At 65.2% G+C, this 24,196-nt stretch carries 26 protein-coding genes and 1 pseudogene; 10 read left to right on the top strand and 17 right to left on the bottom strand.

What is annotated here, in order from left to right; all coding sequences use genetic code 11:
• Positions 1–427 precede the first annotated feature (427 nt).
• The gene (locus tag PVZ72_RS13680; protein WP_273862202.1) at positions 428–1,660 is read left to right on the top strand and encodes a glutamate carboxypeptidase; all 1,233 of its coding nucleotides are present in this window, start codon (positions 428–430) and stop codon (positions 1,658–1,660) included.
• Positions 1,661–1,716: 56 nt separating this feature from the next.
• On the opposite strand, the gene PVZ72_RS13675 is transcribed toward PVZ72_RS13680, so the two are convergent.
• Positions 1,717–2,688, bottom strand: a complete 972-nt coding sequence (locus tag PVZ72_RS13675) for an endonuclease (protein WP_280306766.1) — start codon at positions 2,686–2,688, stop codon at positions 1,717–1,719.
• Positions 2,689–2,918: 230 nt separating this feature from the next.
• On the opposite strand from PVZ72_RS13675, the gene PVZ72_RS13670 reads away from it, so the two are divergent.
• Positions 2,919–3,113: a hypothetical protein gene (locus PVZ72_RS13670; protein WP_187979588.1), complete on the top strand. Its 195-nt coding sequence runs from the start codon at positions 2,919–2,921 to the stop codon at positions 3,111–3,113.
• 121 nt (positions 3,114–3,234) lie between these two features.
• On the opposite strand, the gene PVZ72_RS13665 is transcribed toward PVZ72_RS13670, so the two are convergent.
• From PVZ72_RS13665 to PVZ72_RS13645, 5 genes are all read right to left on the bottom strand, one after another.
• On the bottom strand, positions 3,235–3,489 hold the full coding sequence (locus PVZ72_RS13665) for a DUF2790 domain-containing protein (RefSeq protein ID WP_273862200.1): 255 nt from the start codon (positions 3,487–3,489) through the stop codon (positions 3,235–3,237).
• Positions 3,490–3,654: 165 nt separating this feature from the next.
• A complete protein-coding gene (locus PVZ72_RS13660) occupies positions 3,655–4,827 on the bottom strand; it encodes an MFS transporter (RefSeq protein WP_273862199.1) in 1,173 nt (390 codons plus the stop codon).
• A 77-nt stretch (positions 4,828–4,904) separates the two neighbouring features.
• Positions 4,905–5,393, bottom strand: coding sequence for a DUF3237 domain-containing protein (locus PVZ72_RS13655; protein ID WP_273862198.1), 489 nt, complete (start codon positions 5,391–5,393; stop codon positions 4,905–4,907).
• 41 nt (positions 5,394–5,434) lie between these two features.
• The gene (locus PVZ72_RS13650) at positions 5,435–6,769 is read right to left on the bottom strand and encodes an alginate export family protein (RefSeq protein WP_273862197.1); all 1,335 of its coding nucleotides are present in this window, start codon (positions 6,767–6,769) and stop codon (positions 5,435–5,437) included.
• A 127-nt stretch (positions 6,770–6,896) separates the two neighbouring features.
• Positions 6,897–8,159, bottom strand: a complete 1,263-nt coding sequence (locus PVZ72_RS13645) for a serine hydrolase domain-containing protein (protein WP_443218250.1) — start codon at positions 8,157–8,159, stop codon at positions 6,897–6,899.
• A gap of 144 nt (positions 8,160–8,303) precedes the next feature.
• On the opposite strand from PVZ72_RS13645, the gene PVZ72_RS13640 reads away from it, so the two are divergent.
• From PVZ72_RS13640 to PVZ72_RS13625, 4 genes are all read left to right on the top strand, one after another.
• Entirely contained in the window at positions 8,304–8,924 is a 621-nt protein-coding gene (locus PVZ72_RS13640; RefSeq protein WP_273862195.1) for a TetR/AcrR family transcriptional regulator, read from the top strand.
• Positions 8,925–9,310: 386 nt separating this feature from the next.
• The gene (locus PVZ72_RS13635; RefSeq protein WP_273862194.1) at positions 9,311–9,661 is read left to right on the top strand and encodes a CidA/LrgA family protein; all 351 of its coding nucleotides are present in this window, start codon (positions 9,311–9,313) and stop codon (positions 9,659–9,661) included.
• Positions 9,654–10,337 (top strand): LrgB family protein, encoded by a 684-nt coding sequence (locus tag PVZ72_RS13630; RefSeq protein WP_273862193.1) that lies wholly within the window; start codon positions 9,654–9,656, stop codon positions 10,335–10,337. The genes PVZ72_RS13635 and PVZ72_RS13630 overlap by 8 nt, the downstream gene beginning before the upstream one ends.
• Before the next feature lie 188 nt (positions 10,338–10,525).
• Complete coding sequence (locus PVZ72_RS13625; protein ID WP_133860976.1) at positions 10,526–10,747, top strand: hypothetical protein; 222 nt, start codon at positions 10,526–10,528, stop codon at positions 10,745–10,747.
• 140 nt (positions 10,748–10,887) lie between these two features.
• On the opposite strand, the gene PVZ72_RS13620 is transcribed toward PVZ72_RS13625, so the two are convergent.
• The 6 genes and pseudogenes from PVZ72_RS13620 to PVZ72_RS13595 all read right to left on the bottom strand — a co-directional run bounded on the left by PVZ72_RS13620 (position 10,888) and on the right by PVZ72_RS13595 (position 15,608).
• Positions 10,888–11,133, bottom strand: a complete 246-nt coding sequence (locus tag PVZ72_RS13620; protein WP_208691586.1) for a hypothetical protein — start codon at positions 11,131–11,133, stop codon at positions 10,888–10,890.
• A gap of 362 nt (positions 11,134–11,495) precedes the next feature.
• Positions 11,496–11,732 (bottom strand): annotated as a pseudogene (locus tag PVZ72_RS13615) (SDR family NAD(P)-dependent oxidoreductase); the annotation flags it as partial.
• Positions 11,733–11,801: 69 nt separating this feature from the next.
• Entirely contained in the window at positions 11,802–12,293 is a 492-nt protein-coding gene (locus tag PVZ72_RS13610) for a DUF4126 domain-containing protein (RefSeq protein WP_273862192.1), read from the bottom strand.
• A gap of 168 nt (positions 12,294–12,461) precedes the next feature.
• Positions 12,462–12,890: a nuclear transport factor 2 family protein gene (locus PVZ72_RS13605; RefSeq protein ID WP_273862191.1), complete on the bottom strand. Its 429-nt coding sequence runs from the start codon at positions 12,888–12,890 to the stop codon at positions 12,462–12,464.
• 343 nt (positions 12,891–13,233) lie between these two features.
• Positions 13,234–13,959, bottom strand: coding sequence for a TrmH family RNA methyltransferase (locus tag PVZ72_RS13600; protein WP_273862190.1), 726 nt, complete (start codon positions 13,957–13,959; stop codon positions 13,234–13,236).
• Positions 13,959–15,608: an NAD(P)/FAD-dependent oxidoreductase gene (locus tag PVZ72_RS13595; RefSeq protein ID WP_273862189.1), complete on the bottom strand. Its 1,650-nt coding sequence runs from the start codon at positions 15,606–15,608 to the stop codon at positions 13,959–13,961. The genes PVZ72_RS13600 and PVZ72_RS13595 overlap by 1 nt, the downstream gene beginning before the upstream one ends.
• Before the next feature lie 245 nt (positions 15,609–15,853).
• On the opposite strand from PVZ72_RS13595, the gene rlmE reads away from it, so the two are divergent.
• Both rlmE and PVZ72_RS13585 read left to right on the top strand, forming a co-directional pair.
• Positions 15,854–16,480 (top strand): 23S rRNA (uridine(2552)-2'-O)-methyltransferase RlmE, encoded by a 627-nt coding sequence (rlmE, locus tag PVZ72_RS13590; protein ID WP_187979574.1) that lies wholly within the window; start codon positions 15,854–15,856, stop codon positions 16,478–16,480.
• Positions 16,481–16,849: 369 nt separating this feature from the next.
• On the top strand, positions 16,850–17,188 hold the full coding sequence (locus PVZ72_RS13585) for a hypothetical protein (RefSeq protein WP_273862188.1): 339 nt from the start codon (positions 16,850–16,852) through the stop codon (positions 17,186–17,188).
• A gap of 121 nt (positions 17,189–17,309) precedes the next feature.
• Here the strand turns inward: PVZ72_RS13585 and PVZ72_RS13580 are convergent, their stop codons facing one another.
• The 3 genes from PVZ72_RS13580 to PVZ72_RS13570 all read right to left on the bottom strand — a co-directional run bounded on the left by PVZ72_RS13580 (position 17,310) and on the right by PVZ72_RS13570 (position 21,261).
• Positions 17,310–18,968, bottom strand: coding sequence for a methyl-accepting chemotaxis protein (locus tag PVZ72_RS13580; RefSeq protein WP_273862187.1), 1,659 nt, complete (start codon positions 18,966–18,968; stop codon positions 17,310–17,312).
• Positions 18,969–19,320: 352 nt separating this feature from the next.
• A complete protein-coding gene (locus PVZ72_RS13575) occupies positions 19,321–20,331 on the bottom strand; it encodes an alpha/beta hydrolase (protein ID WP_273862186.1) in 1,011 nt (336 codons plus the stop codon).
• 72 nt (positions 20,332–20,403) lie between these two features.
• A complete protein-coding gene (locus PVZ72_RS13570) occupies positions 20,404–21,261 on the bottom strand; it encodes a DeoR/GlpR family DNA-binding transcription regulator (RefSeq protein WP_273862185.1) in 858 nt (285 codons plus the stop codon).
• Here PVZ72_RS13570 and PVZ72_RS13565 point away from each other — a divergent pair.
• Positions 21,260–21,856, top strand: coding sequence for an NUDIX domain-containing protein (locus PVZ72_RS13565; protein WP_273862184.1), 597 nt, complete (start codon positions 21,260–21,262; stop codon positions 21,854–21,856). The genes PVZ72_RS13570 and PVZ72_RS13565 overlap by 2 nt on opposite strands.
• A 36-nt stretch (positions 21,857–21,892) precedes the next feature.
• Here PVZ72_RS13565 and PVZ72_RS13560 read toward each other — a convergent pair whose 3' ends face one another.
• Positions 21,893–22,453 (bottom strand): DUF1993 domain-containing protein, encoded by a 561-nt coding sequence (locus PVZ72_RS13560; RefSeq protein WP_273862183.1) that lies wholly within the window; start codon positions 22,451–22,453, stop codon positions 21,893–21,895.
• Positions 22,454–22,491: 38 nt separating this feature from the next.
• Positions 22,492–23,124: a pyridoxamine 5'-phosphate oxidase family protein gene (locus PVZ72_RS13555; protein WP_273862182.1), complete on the bottom strand. Its 633-nt coding sequence runs from the start codon at positions 23,122–23,124 to the stop codon at positions 22,492–22,494.
• Between the two features lie 306 nt (positions 23,125–23,430).
• On the opposite strand from PVZ72_RS13555, the gene PVZ72_RS13550 reads away from it, so the two are divergent.
• Positions 23,431–24,135, top strand: a complete 705-nt coding sequence (locus PVZ72_RS13550) for a glutathione S-transferase family protein (protein ID WP_273862181.1) — start codon at positions 23,431–23,433, stop codon at positions 24,133–24,135.
• Positions 24,136–24,196 lie beyond the last annotated feature (61 nt).

The raw sequence follows: 24,196 nt of genomic DNA, 5'->3' as shown, positions 1-24,196 counted from the left end.
TTCAATGGTAAATGTTATTGGATTTTTTGCTCCAAAAACGTGCGAAGGATTGCTGCCGAAGCCACCTTGGCAGGGTTGCGGACGGGGCTGCACGGCGGGGAAGCCGGGGAAAGGTCGGCGCCAGACGCCTTGGGCCCGCGCGGCAGTCCGTGCCTGAAAATGAGGCACGGGGCCTCCGGCTCGGGGCCGCGCCGGGGCGCTGGGCATGCCGTCCGGCGGCTGGCTTTGCGGCGGCGGATAGAAGGCGCAACCCGCTGGTCCGCGGGGCCACCAGGTAGCTGACGAAGCCCGGGACCGGCCAGGTCCTTCCGCGACAACGGCTCGATCGTCTACCCGGGACGGCCGGGAAAAAGCTCCGGTTTCCCCTATGTCCTTGTTGCGACTACAGTTGTCTGACTAATCCAACAAGGCCAACAAGGAAAGTCCGATGTCCGCTCCGTTCTTGCGCACCACCCTCGCTGCCGTTCTCACCTGCTGTATCGCCCTGCCCGCCAGTGCCGCGCTCGACGCGCGCATCCAGACCGCCGCGGAACAGGCCAAGGCGCCGACGCTCACGTTGCTGGAGCAACTGGTGAACATCGACTCGGGGTCCGGCTACGCGCCCGGCCTGACCGAAGTGGGCAAGCTCGTCAGCGCGGAATTGCAGAAACTCGGCGCCACGGTGCAAGAGGTGCCCAACACCGCACCGGACCAGAGCCGGCACCTGGTCGCCACGCTCAAGGGCAGCGGCAAGGCGAAGATTCTCCTGCTGGCGCACATGGACACGGTGTTCAAGGAGGGCACGGCCAAGGCCCGGCCTTATCGCACCGATGAAAAACGCGCCTATGGTCCGGGCGTGTCCGACGACAAGGGCGGCATCGTGGTCGCCCTGGCGGCGCTGGAGATCCTCAAGAAGCTCGACTTCAAGGACTATGGGCAGATCACCCTGTTGCTGGACGCCAGCGAGGAAACCGGCTCCCAGGCCGCCACCGAGCTGATCGCCAGTACCGCCAAGCAGCATGATGTGACGCTGAATCTGGAGCCGGGTCGGCCGGCTGATGGCCTGGTGGTGTGGCGCAAGGGCAGCGCCACCGCCGTGGTGGAGGTCAAGGGCAAATCGTCCCATGCCGGCGTGTCTCCGGAGCTGGGGCGTAACGCCGCCACCGAGGTCGCGCACCAGGTGCTGCAGCTGGGCGACCTGGGCGATGCGGAGAAGAAGACCTCGGTCAACTTCACCGTGATCGAGGCGGGCGAGCGCATCAACGTGATTCCCGATCACGCCGTCGCCAAGGCCGACGTCCGCGCTGCGCTGCCCGAGGAATTCGACCGGGTGGAAAAGGACCTGGCGCGGATCTCTGCCAACAAGCAGATCCCCGACACCGAGGTGACCACGCGGCTGGAGCGTGGCCTGCCACCGATGCCGCAGACCGCGGCGAGCGATCGGCTGCTGGCCATGGCCCAGGGCATCTATGGCGAACTGGGCCGCACCCTGACCGTCGAAGGCAGCGGTGGCGCCGCGGATGCCAGCATCGCCGCTGGTGCCGGCGTGCCCACCCTGGACGGCTTCGGCATCGTCGGCGGCAAGCTGCACACGCCCGAGGAATACGTGGAACTGGACAGCGTGACGCCGCGCATCTATCTGCTCACGCGGATGCTGGTGGAGCTGTCCAAGGGGCAGTAACTGCCGAAGCGGCTCAGGACCCCTGGGTGCTGCCGGTCAGCGCCCGGGGCTGGCGATCAGGGCGCGCAGTTGCCCGCCTTGGTGAAGCCCGCCGCCTTCGCCTCGGCTTCGGAGGCGAACTTGACCTGGTTCTTCGGCGCCACCTGGGCGTAGCTCGGGCAGCCTTGCGGCAGGTGATAGACGTGACTGTTGCGGTTGCCGATGATCGCGCCCTGGCCGGCCGCGGCGGGGCTATCGGTCTTGGCCGGTGCTGAGGGCGCTGACGGCGCTGGCTTGGCTACCGGCAGGGGGCTGACGATGCCGTCGCCAACCGGCTGGTAGCCCAGCGTCCAGTGCCGCTCGCCGGACACGAAGGGGTTGCCGTGGCCCATCACCGCGGCGATGCGGCTGTCCCGTTCGCGCTCCCAGGCGGTGACAGGTTGCTGCTTGTCCCAGGCCATCAGCAGTTGTTGCTGCTGGCGCGACATGTTCAGGCCGTAGCGATCGAACATATAGAAGGTGACCCGGGCGACCAGGCCCTTGACCTCGTCGCGCGGTTCGGCGGCGCGTTCCTGGAAGTCGACCTTGGTCGTGCACCGGCCGTATTGCGGCTGCACGCCCTGGGCCATGCCGTAGTTGAAATTGGCCCGGTCACCATTCACCTCGCCCACGGCGGGGTAGAGGTTGAAGAGGTCGGCCTCCATGGCGCGGAACACCGGGTCATCCGCCACGCAGTGTTCCCGTCCGCCGTTCTGCCAGCACTGGCGCTGATGACCGAAGGTCCAGGCCGGCACGATGTGCTCCCACTCGGTGCGTTCGCCGCGGTTTTCCTGCTTGCGCGCCTGGAAGCCGCAGGAGGCGGCATCGAGCCGTCCCCCGGACTTGCCGACCCACTCCCACTTGCAGCCGCAATAGAGGTCGCCCTGGGCGCTGGTGTTCTGATCGAAATAGACTTTTTGTCTGGCGATTACCTTGGCCTCGACAAAGGTATCGGGCGCTGCGGCGAGCGCGGAGGAGGCCACCAGTGTGGCCAGGAGGAGCGAAAGCAAAAGGCGCATGTATCTTCACAGCTCGATTAGGGCGCCGAATTGTATAGCTTTTGCCTCGCTGATAGCGGGTGCAGGGTGCGGAAGTCTCAGGGCAGACGCTCTAGCTCGGGGGCTGGACAACCTCAGGTCGAAACGCACCTTTCAGCAACAATGAGATTCGCTAAGATTTGTGAACCAAATCTCAAAAACTTGTCTGATGACGCAGTCTGCACTTCTGTCCGGAGTTTTCTATGAATGGCCCCACCCCCTGCTGTGATCTGGGCGGTATGAGCACCTTGGTGCTGGAAGATGAGCTGGCCGAGCGCAAGACGCGGCTGGCCGAGGCCCAGGCCGATGTTCAGCGCCAGTTCCTGTCCTATGCGGACGACCACGCCTGCATCGCCGTGCTGGAGCGGGCACTGGCCAAGGCCTATCGGTTTTTCTAGCGGTCCGCGCCTACCCGTTGCGTGCGCTACTGCCCCAATAGCCTTGGATTTTGGTGGCGGAAGGGGCCGATGCAGGCGTCCCCGTGCCAGCGCGGCGGTGGCACGGGTGGCTAACACCGCCTCAATTCTGGTTGTAGCAGCCATTGCCAGACACCAGATAGTCCAGCTCATGCTCCCGGCCGGCGTGATCCAGATAGTCGAGGCGGGCCGGCACGATCCCGCACTGGGCGTCCAGGTCGGTCTGGCTGACGACCTTGGCGATGTCGAGCGGGACGAAGAAACCGGGCTGGTCATGGATCAGGGCGGGATGGTCGGGAGCGGCCAGGGCGGAGCCGGTGGCGAGCAGACCGAAAAGACCGAGCAGGAGCGCTTTCATGGAGAGTCCTCTTGAAGGGGTGGGTAGCGAGTCGCTGACCGGACCACTCTAGGAGGACAGGGGGGGCGCCAGGCTGACCGGGTGATGACAAATCGGTCATGGAGGTTGTCGCCTGGCCGCACGGCCGGCCGTGATATTCGCGCGGCCCCTGCGTGCGCGCACCGCTCACACAGAGCAGTCCAGCGCCTTGCCCGGCACCTGGCGGCGTCCCCAGGACAGCATGACGAGCACCAGGGCGCAGCCGATCAGGATGGCGCCCGCCGACAGCACGAAGAGACTGCGCCGGTCGTTGCCTTCGATGAGCAGACTCAGCAGGGTCGGCGCCGCGGCGGCCGAGGCGACCTGCACCACGCCAACCAGCTTGGTCAGGCGCCCGCTCGGATCATGGGTCACGACCGATGACATGTAGTAGGACAACGCCAGGTTCCAGCCGAAGTTCATCAGGAACACCGCGAGCATGAGATCCGCCGCCGTGTGGATGCGCGTGGCCAGCAGATAGATGGCGCCGAGCACGGCCAGGGAGCCGGTGAGGATCATCGGCACGCGGCCCAGATGGCGCCCGGCCACGCTGGGCAGGGCCGCACCGGGCAAGCCGCCGAGCAGGCCGATGCTGATCGCCCAGCCGATGTCCACCGGTGCCACCCCGGCGTCGCGGGCGATGCCTTCGACGAAGCCCCACAGCGAGTAGATCGACAGCTGCAGGAACAGCATGCCGAGCAGCGAGCAGACGCCGATCACCGTCAGCCCGGACCGCAGCGGTGCGGAGGAGACCTGTCGCTCTTCCGGGCTCTGCCTGGCCGGCAGGCATAGGCTCAGCAGGCAGACCAGGGCGAACCAGGCGGCCAGGTAATAGATCGCCCCCGCGAAACCCTGCCACTCGGCGATCATCGGCATGAGCACCGCGCTGCTGGCGAACAGGGCTGTCTGCACGAACAGCAGGATGCCGAAGGACCTGTCCTGGCCCGGCATGCTGCCCAGGCAGTAGATGGCATAGGAGTAGAGCACCCCCGAGCAGAGTCCCGAGAGGCCGCGCAAGGCCAGTAGCGGATCGAGGGCGGTGACGCTGGCGGTCGCGGCGTTGGCGAACAGCAGCAGCAGGGCCGTGCTCAGGGCCAGGGTGCGCGGCCCGAGGAAGCGGATCATCGGCAGGTACAGCAGCGTCCCGACGATGGAGCCGCACATCTCGACGGACAGGGTCCAGCTCTGCTGCGCCAGGGTCAGGTCGAGGCGTTCGGTCAGCAGTCCGATGAAGATCGGCTGCACGCCGATGACGAGAATCGAGGCGGCGGCGATGGCGATGCACGCGGTGCGCACCAGGGTTTGCTTGGCGATGGTCATGGTCGTTTACCTGCCGGCTCGGCCACCACGTGGCCTGCCGCTTCAGTAGAAAGCCTGGCTGTAAGAGGGGTGGCCGGTCAGGTGAGGCGATAGCAGTGGATGACCACCTGGTCGGCGGCGGGATAGCCCACCTTGCCGATCATCACGCTGCAGGTCAGCCAGTCGAGTCTGCCGCTCGCCACCTGGAAGCGCGGTGTGCAACTGCAGTGATAGTCCTCCTCGGCGATCGGCCAAAGGCCCTGGGCGACCTGCGCCTGCCCCCTGTCGCTGAGGGTGATGAGGCCGGTGTTGTGGATGTTGATCCACTCGCCCTGGTCGCTGCGCAGGCTGTAGCGTGCGTCCAGCTCGCCCACGCCGTCGCTGCGCAGCAGATAGAAGTCCGCGCCGCCGGCGACCACTTCGCCGCGTACGTTCACGCCCTCGAAATGCCCGCCGGTGATTCGATAGTTGCTGCGCTGGCCATCCGTGCAGGGGCCCAGGCCATCGGCCGGGTCGATGAGCACCTGCAGGCTCAGCGCCCATTCCAGCGTCGGCACGGCGATCCCGGTTGGTGTCTTGGTATTCATCACGCTCTCCTGTGCCCCACGGGGGCTGTGGTGACTGGTGGTCAGTAGCGATAGGTGAAATACAGCTCGAGGGCGCTGAAGCGATCGTTGTCGCCGAACGCCTGGCGGGCGGCCGACCTGGCCTGCACCCAGTTGTACGAGAGCGAGCCATAGAACTGCCGGTTGGGCGTCCAGTCGAGGTACACCGCGGTCTCGTCGGCGAAGCGCCTATCGCTGACCGCGGCGCCGCGGAAGTTGGCCTGGTCGAGCCAGAACTGGTAGTGGATGACGCCCAGGGTGAGGGCGTCGCTGAGCCGGTTCTTCAGCGAGAACTGCTGGACGCGCTCGTTGCTGTTGAACAGCAGGTAGTTGCCCACCACGTCGCCGATCAGCCAGGTACTCCAGTCGGTGAAACCCTTGCTCAGCGGGTCCCAGGCCTTCTGGCGGTTGTCGGTCGGGTTGTCGTCGCCGGAAAAGACGGCGTAGCGATAGCCGAGGGTGGGCGTGAGGGGCAGGTCCTGGAACTGGTAGTCGGCCTGGGCGTACCAGGCCCTGGCGTCGTAGCTGAGGGCGCCGTCACCACCACGTTGTACCGCGTATTCGCCATTCAAGGTGAGATTCGGCAGGCCCGGCAGGTGACCGCGCAGGGCTCGCAGGTTGTACACCCGCATGCCGTCGCGGCGCGCTGCGGCGCTGTTGTTGCTGGCCAGGGTATCGACCGTCATGGCCAGGGCGCCGAGGGTCACCTGGCCGTCGAGGTCGTAATCCAGGTTGGCGCCGCTCAGGCGGAAATCGCCATAGTGATCGTCGGTGCGCAGGGTGAAGGCCTGTGCCTGGGCCGGGCCATGCCCCCACGCCAGGATCGCCGAGTCGCGGAAGGCGGTGCGCGGACCGAGCCAGTAGGCGCCATCGCCGAACAGATCGAGATTGCCGTCCATGACGATGAAGCCGGTGCCGACCATGAAGTTCTGGCGGCCAGCGGTGAATTTCCAGTCACCCGCCTGTACCCCGGCGTAGCCTTCTTCCGGGGCGAAGCGGCCGTCGGAGCTGCGGGTGAAGCCACCGGCATCGCCGTCGCCAAGGGTGGCAGCGCCGACCACCGAGCCGCCGGCGAGCAGGTGGAGCCTGTCGCTGAGCGAATAGTCGAGGGTGACGCCAGGTTTGACGTAGAACTCCTGCCAGGCAATGCGGCTGCCGTCGTTCCTGCCGCTGCGGGCATCCACGCGACCGGCGCCGAAATTGACGCCCCGGGTGGTGATGGAACCGGCGCCCGCCGTCAGGTTGAACTCGCCTTTGAGGTGTTCGTTTTCGAATGGATAGCCCGCCAGGGCCGGCTGGCCGGCCAGCGGCAGGCCGAGCGCCAGCAGCACGCCGGGAAGGCGCTTGGTTGTGCACATATAGAGCTCCTGACTATTTTTCTTGTATTACAGGGCAGTGAAGGGTGGCCAAGGCGACCACCAAATACCTGGCGCAGCAGGTGGGAGCGCTGGCGGGCCGGCGCTCGTCGATCTCGTTAGGGATGGATCAGCCGCGCAGTCGGGCGGCAATGGCGCGCAGCAGCCGTACGGTATCGATGTCCAGTTCGGTGACCGCTTCGGGTAGCGAGGATTGCTTGACGATCACCACCTCGGCGGCGCGGTCGACGAACAGGTACTGGCCGTGGATACCGCTGGCCATGATGGCCGGACTTTCGTCGTTGAAGACATACCACTGGCTGCGGTAGGAGGCGCCCGGGGTCCAGTCGGCGAAGTCCTGGTGCACGCCATAGAGGGCCGGATCCCCGCCCGCCGCGATGGCCTCGACTACCGCCTGGTCGATGACCTGCTGGCCGTCGACCCGCCCGCCGTTGGCCAGCATCAGGCCGAAGCGGCCCATGTCGCGCAAGGTGGCGTTGAAGCCGGCACCGGCGACGCTGCGACCCCAGGGATCGGCCATGAAGTAGGCGTCGCGCTCGCAGCCGAGTTGCTGCCAGATCCGCTGCAGCTGTTCGGCGCAGCCCAGGCCGCTGGCGCGCTCCATCACCCAGGCCAGGACCTCGGTGGTGGCGGTCACGTAATGGAAGAGGCCGCCGTGCTCGCACCTTTTGCGCAATGACGGCAGGTACTGGTACAGGGATTCGTACTGGGCGTAGTCGGGCAGGGCCGGTTTGAAGCCACAGGCATAGCCATATTGCGAGCTTGCCGAGGTGGGATCGTCGTAGAGCTCGGTGTAGTGGACGCCCACGGCCATGTCGAGCAACTGGCGGACACTGGCGTCGCCGAAGGCGCTGCCGGCCAGTTCCGGCACGTAATGCTGGGTCGGCGCCTGGGCATCGAGCACGCCGTCGTGGATGAGTTGCTCGCCGAGCACCCCGATCAGCGACTTGGTGACCGAGAACATGATGTGACGGTCGGTGGCGACCTGGCCGTTGAAGTAGCGCTCGTACACCACGCGGCCCTGGTGCAGCACCAGAAAGCCGTCGGTCTTGCTGGCCTGCAGATGGTCGAGGGCGCTGACGCTGCGGCCGCAGCTGCTCTGGAATCTCAGCGCTTCGAGGGCCACGGGCGCATGGGCCAGCACCCTGTCCGGTCGCGGCCCGGCAGCCACCTCGATGGTGGGGCGCAGGCGCGCCAGGTTGCGAAAGCCCCAGCGATTGAACGGCGGTGACATCCAGTTGGCCCAGGTCACGCGCTGGTCCGGCTCGGCCGGAAAACCCTGCATCAGTACGGGCTCTTGTTCTTGTTGGTCGTACATCTCGCTGACTCCCCGATTCCGGGAAACCAGGGAGCGGTCGAGGCTCTGGTTCATCAGACTCATCCTGGCAGTGGCCCTGCGTAGAGCAGGTACGGGAAAATAATTAACCCTGTTAATTTCTTTAGTCAATAAAATATTTTTCATACCCAAGCCCCGCCAGCTATTCTCCATCGCACCCCAAGGGAATCAGGAGCGACGGTGAGCGGCCTACGCGAACGTCAGAAGGAATTACGCCGCACCGCCATCTCGGCCGCGGCGGTCATGCTGTTCCAGCGTCAGGGCTTTCGCGAGACCACCGTCGAGCAGATCGCCCGCGAGGCCGGCGTCTCGGCGCCCACGGTGTTCAAGTATTTCGGCAGCAAGCACGAGATCATCCTGGAGATGATCAAGGAGTCCGATCGCCGGGCGCTGATCGACGTGCGCCGGCACCTTCGCGACGTCGCGGATCCCGTCGATGCGCTCTGCCACCTGGAACACCTGCTCGTCAGCTACGCACTGGACGTCCTGCCCGCTGCCCTCTGGCGCGAATTGCTGCCGCTGGTGCTGGTGGGGGGCGACAGCGGTCTGCCCCAGGCCTACCGGCAGATGAACCGCGGCCTGCAGGAAGAGATCGCCAAGGTGCTGCGCGAGCTGCAGACCGCCGGCAAGCTGCGCGCCGATCTGGACGTGGAGCTGGCGGCCTTCCTGCTCAACGACTACTCGCATCTGCAATTGCTGCGCCTGACGGCCAGTGACGAGATGGATCGCAAAGGCCACGCGGCCACCGTGCGCAACACCACGCGCCTGATCTTCGAAGGCATGCGCGCGGTACCGGCGTGAGGCGCTAGTGGCTGCATCAGCCTTGGTTGTCTTCCCGGACCGGCTGGCGTCTCGACAGGTCTCGCTCAGGGAACGTGACGGGATATCCGGCGAGCCGATTGCGAGGTCAGGGAAAGGCGAGGCGGATCGCGGCGCCAACCCAGCAGTGAGCCGAACAGGATGGGTATCTTTCGCTGAGCTCGGCATGGATTTGCCCAGCCATTTTCAGATGCGCCTATAGTGAGGCCGCGCGTAGCAGGGGAACGTCAGACAGCCTGACCGGCAGTGATCACCGCTCTTGCGGAAGGGGCGACAGCCAACGGACCGGTCCGGCTGGCGCGGGCCCGGCATGGCTGCGCGGGCGCATAGTGCGGACTGTTTGGAATAACAAGGCATTCGGGGTGGTTATGAACGTAACGGGCTTCCTGACACTGGTGGGTTGCTACCTGCTTGGCACCTATATGACGAATTTCATCGGCGGCATTCCGGCCAGTGTCATAGGGATCATCGTGCTTTTCGCCCTGCTGATCCTGCTGCGCAGGGTGCCCGAAGGGGTGGAGAAGATGGCGGGCAATCTGCTTGGCTATCTTCCCCTGATGCTCGTGGTGCCGGCGGTTGGCATCGTCGATTTCAGCGGCCTCGAGACCTCGGTGTGGTTGCGCCTGGTGCTGGTCATCGCCCTGTCCCTGCTGGTCACCGTGCCCCTGTGTGGCTGGCTGCTGCAGTACCTGATCGGTAGAAACAAAGACCATGTCTGACCCGGCCCTCGCTTCCCTGTTGGCCCTGTCCCTGACGCTCGCGGCCTATCAGCTGGCGCTCGTGCTGCAACAGCGCCTGCGCCTGGTCATGCTGCAACCGGTGCTGATCACCACCGCCATCGTCGCGACCGTGCTCTTGATCGGCGGGATTCCCTACGACAGGTATCGAAGCGCCAGCGGCCTGCTCTCGATGCTGCTCGGACCCACCACCGTGGGCCTCGCCGTTCCGCTCTACAAGAACGTCCAGCGCGTGACGGCACTTTGCACGCCGCTGCTGATAACCCTCACGGTTGGCGGCGTGGTAGGTGCTTCCCTGACCCTGGCCCTGGGCTGGCTGTTCGGCCTGCCGGAGACACTGCTGATGAGTCTGCTGCCGAAGTCGGTGACCATGCCGATCGCCTTGCCCCTGGCGGATCATTTCGGTGGCGTCGCGCCGCTGACCGCGGTGATCGTGATGCTGACCGGCGTCATCAGCACCACGCTGGCGCTGCCACTGCTCAAGGTCTTCAAGGTCGAGGATCCCGCGGCCCGCGGTCTGACCCTCGGCATGAACGGCCATGCCATAGGCACCGCCCATGCCTTGCGGGAAAGCCAGGAGACGGCGGCGTTCTCGGCGCTGGGCATGATCCTGCTCGGGATCGTTACCGCTCTGGTGCTGCCGCTGGTGCTCGGTTGAGCGCCAGTGCCGCCAGGAGCGGGCCGACCGGAAGCCCTGAGTCGACGAGCTCGGAGCGCTGCCAACTGCCGCTCAGTCATCATTATCGACACTTCATGCGATAACCGTTATGTGAATAACGCCCGCGCGAAAGATGATAGCACTAGGCCAGCCGGCGATCGGCAGCCGTGCTTACAGGGACAGACGTCATGGGCATGGAAGACAAGGAATTTCAGACCACCCTCCAGCAACTCGGTCAGCTGAATCTGGACCGGATCATGGAGCAGGCGCGCGTTGATCGAGACTTCATGAATCGCGTGGTGACCGTGCTGGAAGAGTGTGGGGTGGACGATCGTACCGACGAGGAAAATTCCCTGCTCGAATGGGCCCGTGCCTTCCAGCGCCTGCCGGGTAAGGACGCCGGCCGCTAGGCGTCTGCGCGCTGGCCCGGTTTCGGCAGCCAGCCGTCCTGGTCTGCCGACACTCTCTGTCGATTGCCCTGCGCCGCACCGCATGGTGTCTCGAACACCGGGCAGGGCGGCGGCGCGTTCAGGCAGAAAGGTCCGGCGGATCAGCGCTGATCGGTGGCGTCGTGAGCGCTGCTTCCTGCGACCGGGTCCAGCGGCAGGGGCGCCAGCAGGGCCGTCTCGGCCACCATGTCGGCAACCCGCTCATTGAGATCCTGCACGGCCTGCAGGACAGCGCGGACGTCCGGATCGTCGCAGTCCACCGTGCCCAGCCGCCTGGCGTTTTCCTGTAGCTGGCGATGCAGGCCAAGCAGCGCCTCGCGGGCGTGGCTCTGGGGATCAGGGTGCATAGGGCGTCGGGCTTCGATCAGGCAGAGGTCATAAGGCCACTATGATTCGTCCGTTTGAATATCGCAATAATTGATCCGCTGGCTTGGTCCTGTCTAGACGAGCGGTCAGGAAGCCAGTGAAGCGGCTTGGATCTCCCTCCTGATGCCATGCCTGTTTCCGAGCACCTACCCTCTACCCGGATGTGCAGGAGCAACGCATTGATCCTTTGCCTGGGATGCAGGGGCAATGCCTTTCAGACCTACGCCTTGCCACCGTCGACACGTGCCATACGGCCGAGCGGGATCAGCCTGTTCAGCTGCTCCCATACTTCCGCCGAGGTCGCGGCGCAACGACGTTGATGCGGATGTTGCGGGGTGCCAGTTCATTGGCCCAGGTGCACGAAGGAGCGCACTGCGGCCTTGCTTGCGCCATAGACGCCATAGCCGTGGGTGCCGATCGCCGCGGCGATGGAGTCGATCAATACGATGGCGCCGCCATTGGGCATGCTCGCCGTCGCTGCCTGGGTGGCGAAGAGCAGAGCGCGCACGTTGAGCGCGAAGGTCCGGTCGAAGTGCTCTCCGCTGATGCTCTCGAACGGCGCGAACTCCGACAGGCCTGCGGCGGCTACCGCCCGGCTCCAAGCACCCTGTTGCGTCCCGTGGCTTGTGCGCGATGCTTTGGTCCTCGCCTAGCTATCCCGCAGTGCTCGACGCAACCCGGCCCTGGCCAGCGAGAAAGCCAGGCAGTCTTCGGCCAGGCCGAGGCCGGCATTGAGCCAGGCGTTGCGGGCGTAGCCCTTGCGCAGATCGATCGCTACCTTGGCGGCGACACAGGCAGCGGTTGCCCCGATCAGTGCAGGCAGCAGTCGCGGTTGCCGCTGCGCACCGGCGAGTGCCGCGGCACTGATGCCACCGGACAGGGCACGGACCAGCATTGAGGGCGCAATGGTGCGGTCCGGCGCGAAGGGCAGTTTGTCGCCCAGGAGCTCCGCCGCAGCCAGGGGTATCCCGTACTGCCGTACTCGAGACGACGCGAGGGTAGGTGCGGGTTCGTCAGCGCTCGCGATATCCTCACGCCCCGCCAGCGCCGCGCTGACCAGGGTCGGCGCCAGCATGCTGCGCATGCCTGTCACCACACCAATGGCCAAGGCGCCCCACAAGAGATTGCTGGCTGTCGTCATGGTCGATTCTCCCGGTAGTCATACCAATACGGACCGGGTGTGTGCGGGCCTGTTCAGATTACCGGGTCCGCAGACATTCGCGGCTCGTGCGTGACGTTGCAGGAACGCCGCCGAGGCCTGGCGACGTTCAGTCAACGTTGGCGCTACAACGACTGACGCCTGGGTCGATCAGAAGCGGAATGCCTGGCGCCCGATCAACAGCCAGTGGCCTTTCTGTTTCTGCCAGATCTGAAAGTTCTCGATCTCGGTCGGCACTACCTTGCCACTGTTTACGGCCTGAGCTGAAAAGTGGTTGCGCACCAGCGCGACGTCCCCGGATAGGGTGATCTTCTGGTTGAGCATCTTCAGCTCGTTGAATGCGCTTTTGCCCGTCTCGATGTCGGCGATGAACGCGTGCTTGTCCTGGATGTTGCCGCTCGAATGTCCATAGGTCAGGCTGTCTGCGGTCAGCGCCTTGAGCTGCGCAATATCCTTGTGCCACATGGCCTGGGTCAGCTGGTCGACGGCGGAGGCGACGTCCTTTTCATCACTTGTTGCTGCTGCGACATAGCCACTGAACAGGCAGAGGAAGCCTACCGCTAGTTTCAACTTTTTCATGCTCGGATCCTTTTGTTGTAGTTGTCGGAAATGCCAGGTGGCGAGAGCCACAGATCACACAGTCTTGTCTGTCATCGTATGACTATGCGATTGTGCCTGGCTGGAGGGCGCAAGACCAGTCCTGCGCGGCTACCCGGAAAGTGCATGTCTGAAAGCCGGTTTCCTGGTAGTCGGGACATCGGTCTGAGCGGAGGCCTGTTGCCGCGTGCACCAGGTGGCGCCGAGTCGAGAGGTCGGTACTGCCGACGGGATGGCCATCCGGCCGCGTTCACCTCAGCAAGGGGACTGGCGGCTCGTCCTCTGCCGTCCAGGCGCCAATGCGCCCGGTACTCGTGGCTGATCGCTACCGACTCAACTCATAGGCGCACATGTTCACCGTGGCCGCCAGATTCAGGGACTCGATGGCGCCCGAGCCGGCGATGGTGAAGGGCTGGGCGTTCAGGGCCGCGAGGTGCTCACGGGGAACGCCGCGGGCTTCGTTGCCGAACAGGTAGCAGTCGAAGGCTGCGAAAGCGGCGGACTGCACCGGCATGCCCTGCATGTCGAGGCAGGCGAGGCGGGGGAAGCGCTCCTGCAGGCCGTCGAGGTCGACGTCCAGCTCCAGCGGGGTGTGGAAGATGGCGCCCATGCTGGCGCGGACCACCTTGGGATTGTAGGGGTCGACGCTGCCCGGGCTGAGCAGGCAGCGAAAACCTCCGAACCAGGCCAGGGTGCGCAGGATGGTGCCCAGATTGCCCGGGTCCTGGATCTCGTGCAGATAGACGGCGCGCTCGCCCTCGACCGCTGCTGCCACAGGCTCCCGGGGCATTGGCACCACCGCAAGGATACCCTGTGGGGTCTTGGTATCGGCAAGCTGCGCCATCTGCCGGTCGCTGATCGGGTGCGTTCGGAACGGACTCTGCCAGTGCTCGTAGGCGCCCGTCACATAGAGTTCGGCCCGCTGCAGCTGGGGATTCCCCAGCGCAGCCTTTTGCAGTTCCAGCGCCAGGTGCTCGCCCTCCACCAGGAAGTGACCGAACTCGGCACGGTACTTCTTCTGGTGGAGCTTCCTGATGTCGTCGAGCTTCATCAGCCAGCGGCCCGAACCAGCGGTGCGGCCTGCGCGTCGCCTTCCGCGAGCATCGCCTTGGCCAGGGCTTCGGCCACCTTGATGCCGTCCACGCCGGCGGACAGGATACCGCCTGCGTAGCCAGCGCCTTCCCCGGCCGGATACAGGCCGCGCAGATTCAGACTCTGCAGGCTGTCGTTGTCGCGGGTGATGCGCACCGGCGAGGAGGTGCGGGTCTCGATCCCGGTCAGGATGGCGTCATGGCGGTCGAAGCCGCGGATCTGCCTGCCGAAGGCGGGCAGGGCTTCGCGGATGGCGTCGATGGCGTAGTCGGGCAGCGACGGCGCCAGGTCGCCCAGGCGCACGCCGGGCTTGTAGGAGGGCTCGACTTCACCGAAGGCGGTGGAGGACACGCCGCGAATGAAGTCGCCGACCAGTTGGCCAGGCGCCGAATAGTCGCTGCCGCCCAATTCGTAGGCGCGCGATTCCAGGCGCTCCTGGAGTTCGACGCCGGCCAGCGGATCACCGGGGAAGTCCTGCTCGGGATTGATGCCCACCACGATGCCGGAATTGGCATTGCGTTCGTTGCGCGAGTACTGGCTCATGCCGTTGGTGACCACGCGGCCCGGCTCGGAGGTGGCCGCCACCACGGTGCCGCCCGGGCACATGCAGAAGCTGTAGACCGCGCGGCCGTTCTTGGCGTGATGCACCAACTTGTAGTCGGCGGCGCCCAGTTCCGGGTGACCGGCGTACTTGCCCAGGCGGGCCTGGTCGATCATGCCCTGGGGGTGTTCGATGCGGAAGCCGACGGCGAAGGGCTTGGCTTCGATGTACACGCCCTGGCGATGCAGCATGCGGAAGGTGTCGCGCGAGCTGTGGCCCAGGGCGAGCACCACGTGGCGGCTGTGCAGGGTCTCGCCATTGGCCAGCACCACGCCTTCGAGCTGACCGTCGTTGATCAGCAGATCCGTCACCTTGGTTTCGAAGCGGACTTCGCCGCCGAGGGCGATGATTTCCTCGCGCATGGCCGCCACCACGCCGGTCAGGCGGAAGGTGCCGATGTGCGGCTTGCTGACGTAGAGGATCTCTTCCGGCGCGCCGGCGCGGACGAATTCGTGCATCACCTTGCGGGCGTAGAACTTCGGATCCTTGATCTGGCTGTAGAGCTTGCCATCGGAAAACAGGCCCGCTCCGCCTTCGCCGAATTGCACGTTGGATTCGGGGCTCAGCACCTTCTTGCGCCACAGCGCCCAGGTGTCCTTGGTGCGGCTGCGCACCTCCTTACCGCGCTCCAGCACGATGGGCTTGAAGCCCATCTGGGCGAGCAGCAGGGCGGCGAACAGGCCACAGGGACCGAAGCCCACCACCAGCGGGCGCTCGGCCAGATTCGCCGGGGCCTGGCCGACCTGGTAGTAGCCGGTGTCCGGTGCCGGGCGCACGTGCAGGTCATTGGCCAGGCGCGCCAGCACCGCCGCCTCGTCGCGCACCTCCAGGTCGATGATGTAGATGAACAGGATGACGCTGTTCTTCTTGCGCGCATCGTAGCTGCGCTTGAACACGGTGAAATCGAGCAGGTCGGCGTCGCTCAGCTTCAGGCGCTGGAGGATGGCCTGGCGCAATTCGGCGGGGGTGTGGTCAAGCGGCAGCTGCAGTTCGTTGAGGCGAATCATGGCAATAATCCTGGCCGGTGACTCCGGCAAAGGAAGGGACGAGGAGGGGTAGGGCGGCGATTGTACCCGGCGGCCCCGGCGCTGTCAGGCCGGGACGATGGGCGCTCCTTTGGGCGGTCTGACGGACGCTCGGGCGATCGCCGATTCGTCCAGCCGCGTTATCGGCTTATAATCGCCGCCACTTCGCGGCCGGCCAGACCTGGCGAACGGCCGCTTCTCACCCGCTTTCCCGTGGTAGTTCCAACATGAAAAGATCCAAAAGCAGCCGTCGCTGGCTGGATGAACACGTCAACGATCCCTACGTCAAACGCGCTCAGAAAGACGGCCTGCGCTCGCGCTCCAGCTACAAGCTGATCGAGCTCAACGAGAAGGACAAGCTGATCCGTCCCGGCATGCTGGTCATGGACCTGGGCTCGGCCCCGGGCGGCTGGTCGCAGGTGGCGGGCGGCATCGTCGGCGAGAAGGGCCGCGTGGTGGCCACCGACATCCTGCCGATGGGGGCCCTCGACAACGTCGACTTCGTCCAGGGCGACTTCACCGACGATGCCGTCTTCCAGAAGATTCTCGGCATGCTCGAGGGCCGCCAGCCCGACCTGATCGTCTCCGACATCGCGCCCAACATCAGCGGCGTCGCAGCCGCCGACCAGGCCGCCGCCATGTACCTGGTGGAGCTGACCCTGGACATGGTGCGCCAGGTGCTCAAGCCCGGCGGCAACTACGTGGTCAAGGTGTTCCAGGGCGAAGGCTCCGATGTCTTCCTGAAAGACGTACGCACCTCCTTCGAGAAGGTGTCGATCCGCAAGCCCGAAGCCTCGCGTCCCCGCTCGCGCGAGGTCTATCTGGTGGGCAAGGGTTTCAAGGGCCAGCTCTAGCCCTTGCCGCCGGCGCGGGCCTGTTCGCTGGCCCGCCGGGCTGATCGTCCGCTCCGTATTAATACCTGCCGCTACTCGCTGAGGGTCTGTGCCGGATGCTGGATCAGCGCGCAGCGCATCGGCGCGTCCGGCGAAAACCGATTCCCCTCTCAGGAGATGCTGAAAACCCTGTAGTCAGGGCCAGCACGAACGGCCGTTCCTCTTGGTCCAGGTCGCGCAACTGTGAAGCGATGTTTCCGGCGGGAGTTAATTCCCGGGCGACTGCTAGGGTTTCCTATTCATCTGCGCTCAAGCAGGGGTTGCGGTGAGCCTGTGCCGAAAACTGGGGGCGGAAGAGATGGATAGCTATGTATTCGAGACCGCAGAAGATTGCTGACGGAGGTCTACGGATCGCTGTACGAGCTGGAAAGCGGGCATGGCTTCAGGTGCGTAAAGGCCGAGCGCGGCCAGATCTTCCTGTATCGACCGGTCGCCGGGTTGGCCGAGGGCAATCTGGGCGAGATTGCCTTCGAGGTCGAATCCCACGCCAGGCGCGCGGGCCGACGGATCGTCGAAACCCGCCAGTTCTTCAGGCAGTTGAAAGTCGACAGTGGCCACGCCACCGAACGCGACACTCGCTATGACTGGCCGCGGATCGGCTTCACCACGAAAGAAGAGGTCACGCCTCTCGTGCTTCAGCTGAAAGCCTTTCTTGGCGTACGCAGCTGAGACTTTCAGGCCGATAGCGCGGCCAGGGATCCTGAATGCGTCCGCCGGCCGTCCTGGCAGCGAAGGTGCTCATCCGGGTATGAACACCTTCGTCGAAGGGCAACGTATTGCCGGAACGATCTCAGGCCGGCTCTTCGAAACGGGCATAGCCCACGGGTATGCCGCCTTGGGTGGCATGCCGCGAGCTGTCGACCAGCGCAGCGGCGCGCTTGGCCAGCCCCGGTCCCGAGCGTTTGGGAGCGGGGCGCGTCAGGTCCGGCCCGCCCAAGACGCTGTTCAGGGTGAAGAACTCCATCAGTTGCTGGAGCAACTCGGCCTGGCTGCTCATCTCTTCGGCAGTGGCGGCCAGTTCCTCGGACGCCGAGGCGTTCTGCTGGGTGACCTGACTGAGCTGCAGCATGGCGCCGTTGATCTGCTCGACGCCGGAGGTCTGCTCTTCCGAGGCGGCGGTGATCTCCTGCACCAGGTCGGAGGTCTTGCTGATGGAGGGCACCATCTCGTCCAGCAGCGCGCCGGCACGCTCGGCCAGGGCCACGCTGCCCTGGGCGACGTTGCTGATCTCCTGGGCGGCGACCTGGCTGCGCTCCGCCAGCTTGCGCACCTCGGAAGCCACCACGGCGAAGCCCTTGCCATGCTCGCCGGCGCGCGCCGCCTCGATGGCGGCGTTGAGGGCCAGCAGGTTGGTCTGGTAGGCGATGTCGTCGATGATGCTGATCTTGGCCGCGATGGTCTTCATGGCCACCAGGGTGTCCCTGACGGCCTGGCCGCCTTCGTTCGCCTCGCGGTTGGCCTTGCCGGCCATGCCGTCGGTGACCTTGGCGTTCTCGGTGTTCTGGGCGATGGACGCCGACATCTGCTCGACGCTGGCGCTGGTTTCTTCGACCGAGGCGGCCTGTTCGGTGCTCGCCTGGCTGATGCTCTGGGCGGTGGCGGAGATCTCCTCCGAGGCGCTGGCCAGGCCATCGGAGGCGCTGCGGACGTCGCTGATGATCTGCGACAGGCGCTGGTTCATGCCGTCCATGGCGCGCAGCAGCGCGGCGGTCTCGTCCCGGCCTTCGGCGTCGATGCGCTGGGTGAGGTCGCCTGCCGCCAGGCGATCGGCGATCGCGACGGCCGCGCGCAAGGGGCGGGTGATGCTGCGACTCATCAGGAAGCCGAGCAGGATGCCAAAGGCCACGCCCACCGCGATGATGCCGATCAGCATGACCCGGCTGCGGGCATAGATCTGGTCGGTGAGGTCGTTGGCGTCGCTGGCGTTCTGCTCCTTGCGCTTGGACAGTTCGGTCATCAGCACACCTACCTGGTCGCCAAAACGGCGAACACTGACCAGCTGACTGTCCAGCTCAGGATCGGCATCACGCAGCGTCCGCTTGCCGGCGATCGCCATGGCCTGGTCCAGCTGAGAGGTATAGCTGCCGAGCAACTCGTCGATCTGCCGGAAATTGGCGGCCGATGCCTCGCTGCTAAAGAGAGGGCGGGCCTTGGCGAGATTGTCCCGCACATTGGCCAGCCCCAGCTTGACCTCCGCCTGGGCACGAGTGCGATCCTCTTCGGAGGTTGCCAGCAGGTAGTTGCTGCGCGCGCGGCCGATGAAGACCAGATTCATATTGGCCTCCTTGATGTAGGAAAGCCCGAGCAATTCGTTCTGATAAAGCTGAGTGGCCAGATCATTGATCTGGCTGCTGTTGCTGAGGCCCGCCAATCCCACCACCAGGCTGATGGACGCCACGGCGATGAAGGACACGATGAGGCGGGTGCCAATCCGGAAATTCTTGAACATCTGAAAGCTCCTCGGAGAAGGACTAGCGGTCACAGCTAGCTGCAAGCGACGACGGGATAGTGACGTCAATAGTCAGGCTTTCGGTGCGAATATCTGGAAGTTTATGGTGGCTCTTTGCCGCTTTTACAAATGGCAGCCAATTCGCCGAACTTTCCTGAAGTTTGGCCAATAAACGTTGTTGCAATAGCTTTTCCGGAGGCGGTAAATGTAGCGACGGCGATCTGAGAACTCATCGATCAGCTGGCCTGATCATTCGTCTTCGCACCCAAACGGCTCACTCGCGCCTCGTCCAAAACCGCCTTGGCCGGTGAGCCTTGGCGCGTGCGCCAGACGGCGATGGCAGCACCTGGCTTTATGCCTGGTGTTGCCACAGGGCCTCGATGAAGCCGCGAATCTCTTGGGCCAGGTCGTCATCCTCTGCTGTTCCGCCCATGAAACCGCCGTGGGGCATGCCTTCGCCGAGGTAGAACTCGACAGGCACCCGGGCGCGGCGCAGCCCACGATGCAAGCGCGCCGCGTTGGACAGGAACAGGTCGCGGGTACCCGTTTGCAGGAAGGTAGGCGGCAATCCCTCAAGCTGGCCGAACAAGGGCGAAAGGTAGGGGTGGGCGAGATCGGCGTCGCCTGCATAGAGTTGATTGATGGGCATCAGGGGGAGGGGCAGCATCACATCCACGTGGCGGTTGGTGTGGAAACTGTCGCCGGACTCGGTCAGGTCGACCTCGGGTGACAGCAGCACCAGCCCGGCGGGCATCGGCAGACCTTCGTCGCGACCGCGCAAGAGTGTCGCCAGCGCCAGGTTGCCACCGGCCGAACGTCCGATGAGAACGATATCGGCGGGGGAGTACTGGCTCAGCACATGCCGATAGGCCACAAGGCAGTCATCCAGCGCGGCAGGATAGGGAAAGTCAGGCGGCAGGCGATAATCCACGCCGAAGCACCGAACGCCATAGCGGTCGGCCTGTTGCTGCGCGCCGACGCGGCAGGCCTCGCCACCGCCGAACAACAGGGCACCACCGTGCAGGTCGATACAGGCTCGCTGGGGGTGTGCCGATCCTTCAGGCGTGGCGACATGGATTTCGGTTTCACCGAGGATCAGGGTGTCGACACTGGCGCGGGGGTGGCTCGCCATGCCTTTCACCGCCACCGCATAGTGGTCGTTCACCTGGTCCTTGAGCGCTTGCCAGGCTGCCCTGTCCGCTAACGGCGGTAGCGGCTGAAGCGCATTGACCGGAAGACCCTGGGCAGTGACCAGGCGTTGCAGCGCAGCCCTCGCCGGCGCGCTGATCGAGGTGGGAAAGGGCACGATGCATTGCGGCACCAACACGCCTTCAGACGGAAGGGTGGTCACGGCCTTGGCCATAAGCGACTCCGGTATTGGGTCCAGTGGGGGACGGCGATGGAGGGGCGAGTCGCCACTTCCGGTAGTCGGGCATCAGGCATGAATCACGGACATTGCAGCGCTCAGCGCGCCGAGCACCTCAGCGTCAGGCGCTGCATCCGTTATCAGCGTACTGACGTCGGCCAGCGGGATGATGCCGTAGGGCGAGGCCGCGCCGAGCTTTTCCCGCGTCGCCAGAACGAAGGTCTCCGCCGCCTGGCGGCTGATGATCCGCTTGATCGCGGCTTCTTCGCCATTGCCCGTAGTGGCGCCCGTTTCCGGATGCAGGCCGGTCACGCCCATGAAGTAGCTATCCACGCGCACCCGGGCGATGGCCTCCGCGCAGGCCGCCCCCAGGGTGACGATGGAATGCTTGAACAGGCGGCCGCCAATGAGCTCGACGTCGATCAGCGGATGCTCGACCAGCGCCACCGCGATGTTCGGGCTATGGGTCACCACCGTGATCGCAAGATCCTTGGGCAACTGGCGGACGAGTTGGACATTGGTCGTGCCGCCATCGAGAAAAACGATCTGCCCTGGCTGGATCAAGCGCGCACCCGCCCGGCCGAGGGCCATCTTGCTGGCCGTGGAAGCCTCTTCGCGCTTGGCGTAGTCCGCGACCGCCGCCGAAGCAGGCAAGGCACCGCCATGCACGCGTTGCAGCACACCGTCAGCCGCCAGCTCCCGCAGATCGCGGCGAATGGTGTCTTCCGAGACCCCCAGCTGCTGGCTGAAGGTCTTGGCGACCAGCCGTCCTTCCTGGCGCAGTACCTGCTGGATAAGCGCCTTGCGTTCACGGGTGAGCATCCGGGACTCCTGCACGAAAATTCTTGACGTTGCACGAAACTGCACGAATTCTAACGTGAAGCCCCAGGGCGGTAAACACCGCTCGCCAACCCAGAGGACTGCCATGAGCATCGCCCCGCGTATTCGTGTCGAAGAGGTCGAGGTTTTATCTGACGACTGGTTCGTGCTGAAGAAGACCACCTTCGCCTTCCTGCGCAGTGACGGCACCTGGCAGCGGCAATCGCGAGAGACCTACGATCGCGGCAATGGCGCGACCATCCTGCTCTACGATCCCCAGCGGCGCACCGTGGTGCTGACGCGCCAGCTGCGCTATCCGGCTTTCGTCAACGGGCACGACGACCTGCTGATCGAGGCACCCGCCGGCCTGCTCGACGCCGCCGAACCCGAGGTGCGCATCCGCGCCGAGGTCGAGGAGGAGACGGGCTTTCAGGTGCGGGAAGTGCGGCAGGTGTTCGATGCCTTCATGAGCCCCGGTTCGGTGACCGAGCGGCTGCATTTCTTCGTCGGCGAATACGCCCCGGGCGATCGCAAGTCCGCCGGAGGTGGCAATGTCGCGGAAGGCGAGGACATCGCCGTGCTCGAGGTCGAGCTGGAGGAGGCGCTGGCGATGATCGATGCCGGGATCCTGCGCGACGGCAAGACCATCATGCTGCTGCAGTACGCGGCCCTGAGGCTCATGCCGCGCCTGGCGATCAGCTGATCGCCAAGGCTACCTCGGGCGTTCGCCGCCTGGCGGCTAGGACAACGCCCCGGGGCGCAGGCAGGGCAGCACATGGGCGACATAGTCGGCCTTGCCCAGCTCCACGCCTTGGGCGCGCAGGATGGCGTAGGCGGTCATCACGTGGAAGTAGAACTGCGGCAGGGCCCAGTCGCGGACGTACTGTTCGGTCGTGAAGTCGAATACCAGGCCCTGGGGCAGTTCGTGGGCGACCGGTGCGCCTTCCTGGATGGGACGGCCTGGGCCTGCGATCGCCTCTATCCTGTCCAGGGTTTCGCAGATGCGGGTCTGAGCCTGGGCGAGGGTGCCTGGTTGTTCGCCGGCGTTGCGGCCTTCGTTGAGCAAGTCTGTCAGCTCGGGCGGAAAGGCCTGGTCGTGCAGTCTCAACATTCCTTCCTGGGCCTGGACGCAGGCGAAGCGGATCTGGGTGGCGAGGGGAAACATGTCGGGCGCCAGGCGGGCGGTCAGCAGCGTCTCGGCCGTGCCATCCGGCCGTTGGGCCTCGGCCTTGCCGAGCCAGGCCGACAGGGCGCCAAGCAGATTCCTGTAGGTGGGAACGAGGATATCCGTGAAGGTCATGGCAGGTCCTTGCTGGGTCTGAAGCAGGGTGGGTCGGTCTAGTAGAGGGTGTTGGCGATCCGCTGCGGCAGGGCCTGGTCGTAGGCATCGCCGTCTATCTGGGTCGGACATAGCTGCTTGAGGATCGACCCGGGAGAGGGCAGGGCACTGCGCGGCAGGTGCCTGGTGGCATCCCACAAGCCGGCCCTGATCACCGCGCGGCTGCACTGGAAGTAGACACTGCTGACTTTGATCTCCAGTACCGTCCGCGGGCGCTGGCCCTTGACCTCGAAGCGCGCCAGCAGCGCCGGGTCGACGGCTATACGGGCGGTGCCATTGATCCGTAGCGTCTCGCCAATGCCGGGAATCAGGAACAGCAGCGCTACCTGGGGATCCTGGAGGATGTTGCGCAGCGTATCCAGGCGGTTGTTGCCCCGGCGATCCGGCAGGTAGAGCGTCCTGGCGTCCTCGACCTGCACGAAGCCGGGCGCATCGCCGCGCGGCGAGGCATCCAGTCCCTGGGGCCCGGAGGAGGCCAATACCACGAAGGACGCCGCCTCGATGAAGGGCTGGTAGGCAGGGTGAATGTGGTCTGTTTCCTTGAGGATCGAGGGTGCCGCGACCTCGCCGTAGAGACTTTCCAGCGATTCCAGCGAGGTGATGTAGTCCTGTTCCTGGTTGTCCTGCTCCATGTAAGACTCCTGGTTTGAGGTGCTCTGCGCGCCTTCTCACGCGTGGCTCTTCCGGTGCCAAACGTTCGCGACAGGCGAAGGGTTGGCTGAACTGTAGCCGATACGGTGGAGCAGAGCCCGGTCGGTGGGCAGGTTCCCGCGAGCGTCGCTTGGCTAGGGGTCTTCGCCATAGCGACCCAAAGAAAGCGCAAGCGGCTGGGTACTTATAGCGGTCTGCCGCTGTCCCAGAAGACCTGATCGGCGCCTGTACCTGTTCCAACAGTCGCCCACGAACCCCCCCATTGGCTGACTAAGAGGAACCTCCTGATGACCCAACCCTTACGCCTGTACGAACTGACCGGCGCCGACGACAGCTGCCGCTTCAGCCCCTATTGCTGGCGCATACGGCTGGCACTGGCGCACAAGGGGTTGCCGGTGGAGACCGTGGCCTGGCGCTTCCACGAGAAGGAGGCCATCGCCTTTTCCGGCCAGGGCAAGGTGCCGGTGCTGGTCGACGGCGACCAGTGCGTCAGTGACAGCTGGACCATCGCCGAGTATCTGGATCGCCAGTACCCTGAGCGGCCTGCCCTGTTGGGCGATGCCGCGCTCAAGGCAACGACGCGCTTCATCAACCAATGGGTCGCGGACAGTGTCCATCCGGCGCTGGCACGGTTGATCCTGCCCGACGTCCATGGGGTGCTGGCTGAAGCCGACCAGGACTACTTCAAGCGGACGCGCGAGGCGGCATTCGGCGTGTCGCTGGAGGCCCTGGCTGGGCAACGCGAAACCTCGCTGCAAACCTTCCGCGACGTCCTGAAACCCCTGCGCAGCACCCTGGCGGTGCAGGATTACCTGGCCGGCGAAGCCCCGGCCTATGCCGATCACATCGTCTTCGGCGCCTTTCAGTGGGCGCGGATCGTCAGTGCCCAGGCGTTGCTGGCTCAGGACGATCCCATCACCGCCTGGTGCGAGCGGATGCTCGACGCCTACGCTGGCGTTGCGCGCCACACACCCGCGGCAGCCGAACGGTAGTTCGCCGCCGCGCCTGAGCCGGCGGCTCGCCCGGGCCAGCCGTCGAGGCGTCCACCATAAC

It is taken from the genome of Pseudomonas sp. LA5 (genome assembly GCF_028640825.1).
In the GTDB taxonomy this organism is placed as follows: domain Bacteria; phylum Pseudomonadota; class Gammaproteobacteria; order Pseudomonadales; family Pseudomonadaceae; genus Chryseomonas; species Chryseomonas aestiva.
This window is presented reverse-complemented; position numbering and strand designations above follow the sequence as displayed.

Coding starts and splice junctions, on each gene's coding strand:
- PVZ72_RS13680 (WP_273862202.1), top strand. CDS start 428: ATGTCCGCTCCGTTCTTGCGCACCACCCTCGCTGCCGTTCTCACCTGC.
- PVZ72_RS13670 (WP_187979588.1), top strand. CDS start 2,919: ATGAATGGCCCCACCCCCTGCTGTGATCTGGGCGGTATGAGCACCTTG.
- PVZ72_RS13665 (WP_273862200.1), bottom strand. CDS start 3,489: ATGAAAGCGCTCCTGCTCGGTCTTTTCGGTCTGCTCGCCACCGGCTCC.
- PVZ72_RS13660 (WP_273862199.1), bottom strand. CDS start 4,827: ATGACCATCGCCAAGCAAACCCTGGTGCGCACCGCGTGCATCGCCATC.
- PVZ72_RS13655 (WP_273862198.1), bottom strand. CDS start 5,393: ATGAATACCAAGACACCAACCGGGATCGCCGTGCCGACGCTGGAATGG.
- PVZ72_RS13650 (WP_273862197.1), bottom strand. CDS start 6,769: ATGTGCACAACCAAGCGCCTTCCCGGCGTGCTGCTGGCGCTCGGCCTG.
- PVZ72_RS13645 (WP_443218250.1), bottom strand. CDS start 8,159: ATGAACCAGAGCCTCGACCGCTCCCTGGTTTCCCGGAATCGGGGAGTC.
- PVZ72_RS13635 (WP_273862194.1), top strand. CDS start 9,311: ATGAACGTAACGGGCTTCCTGACACTGGTGGGTTGCTACCTGCTTGGC.
- PVZ72_RS13630 (WP_273862193.1), top strand. CDS start 9,654: ATGTCTGACCCGGCCCTCGCTTCCCTGTTGGCCCTGTCCCTGACGCTC.
- PVZ72_RS13625 (WP_133860976.1), top strand. CDS start 10,526: ATGGGCATGGAAGACAAGGAATTTCAGACCACCCTCCAGCAACTCGGT.
- PVZ72_RS13620 (WP_208691586.1), bottom strand. CDS start 11,133: ATGCACCCTGATCCCCAGAGCCACGCCCGCGAGGCGCTGCTTGGCCTG.
- PVZ72_RS13610 (WP_273862192.1), bottom strand. CDS start 12,293: ATGACGACAGCCAGCAATCTCTTGTGGGGCGCCTTGGCCATTGGTGTG.
- PVZ72_RS13605 (WP_273862191.1), bottom strand. CDS start 12,890: ATGAAAAAGTTGAAACTAGCGGTAGGCTTCCTCTGCCTGTTCAGTGGC.
- PVZ72_RS13600 (WP_273862190.1), bottom strand. CDS start 13,959: ATGAAGCTCGACGACATCAGGAAGCTCCACCAGAAGAAGTACCGTGCC.
- PVZ72_RS13595 (WP_273862189.1), bottom strand. CDS start 15,608: ATGATTCGCCTCAACGAACTGCAGCTGCCGCTTGACCACACCCCCGCC.
- rlmE (WP_187979574.1), top strand. CDS start 15,854: ATGAAAAGATCCAAAAGCAGCCGTCGCTGGCTGGATGAACACGTCAAC.
- PVZ72_RS13580 (WP_273862187.1), bottom strand. CDS start 18,968: ATGTTCAAGAATTTCCGGATTGGCACCCGCCTCATCGTGTCCTTCATC.
- PVZ72_RS13575 (WP_273862186.1), bottom strand. CDS start 20,331: ATGGCCAAGGCCGTGACCACCCTTCCGTCTGAAGGCGTGTTGGTGCCG.
- PVZ72_RS13565 (WP_273862184.1), top strand. CDS start 21,260: ATGAGCATCGCCCCGCGTATTCGTGTCGAAGAGGTCGAGGTTTTATCT.
- PVZ72_RS13570 (WP_273862185.1), bottom strand. CDS start 21,261: ATGGCAGTCCTCTGGGTTGGCGAGCGGTGTTTACCGCCCTGGGGCTTC.
- PVZ72_RS13560 (WP_273862183.1), bottom strand. CDS start 22,453: ATGACCTTCACGGATATCCTCGTTCCCACCTACAGGAATCTGCTTGGC.
- PVZ72_RS13555 (WP_273862182.1), bottom strand. CDS start 23,124: ATGGAGCAGGACAACCAGGAACAGGACTACATCACCTCGCTGGAATCG.
- PVZ72_RS13550 (WP_273862181.1), top strand. CDS start 23,431: ATGACCCAACCCTTACGCCTGTACGAACTGACCGGCGCCGACGACAGC.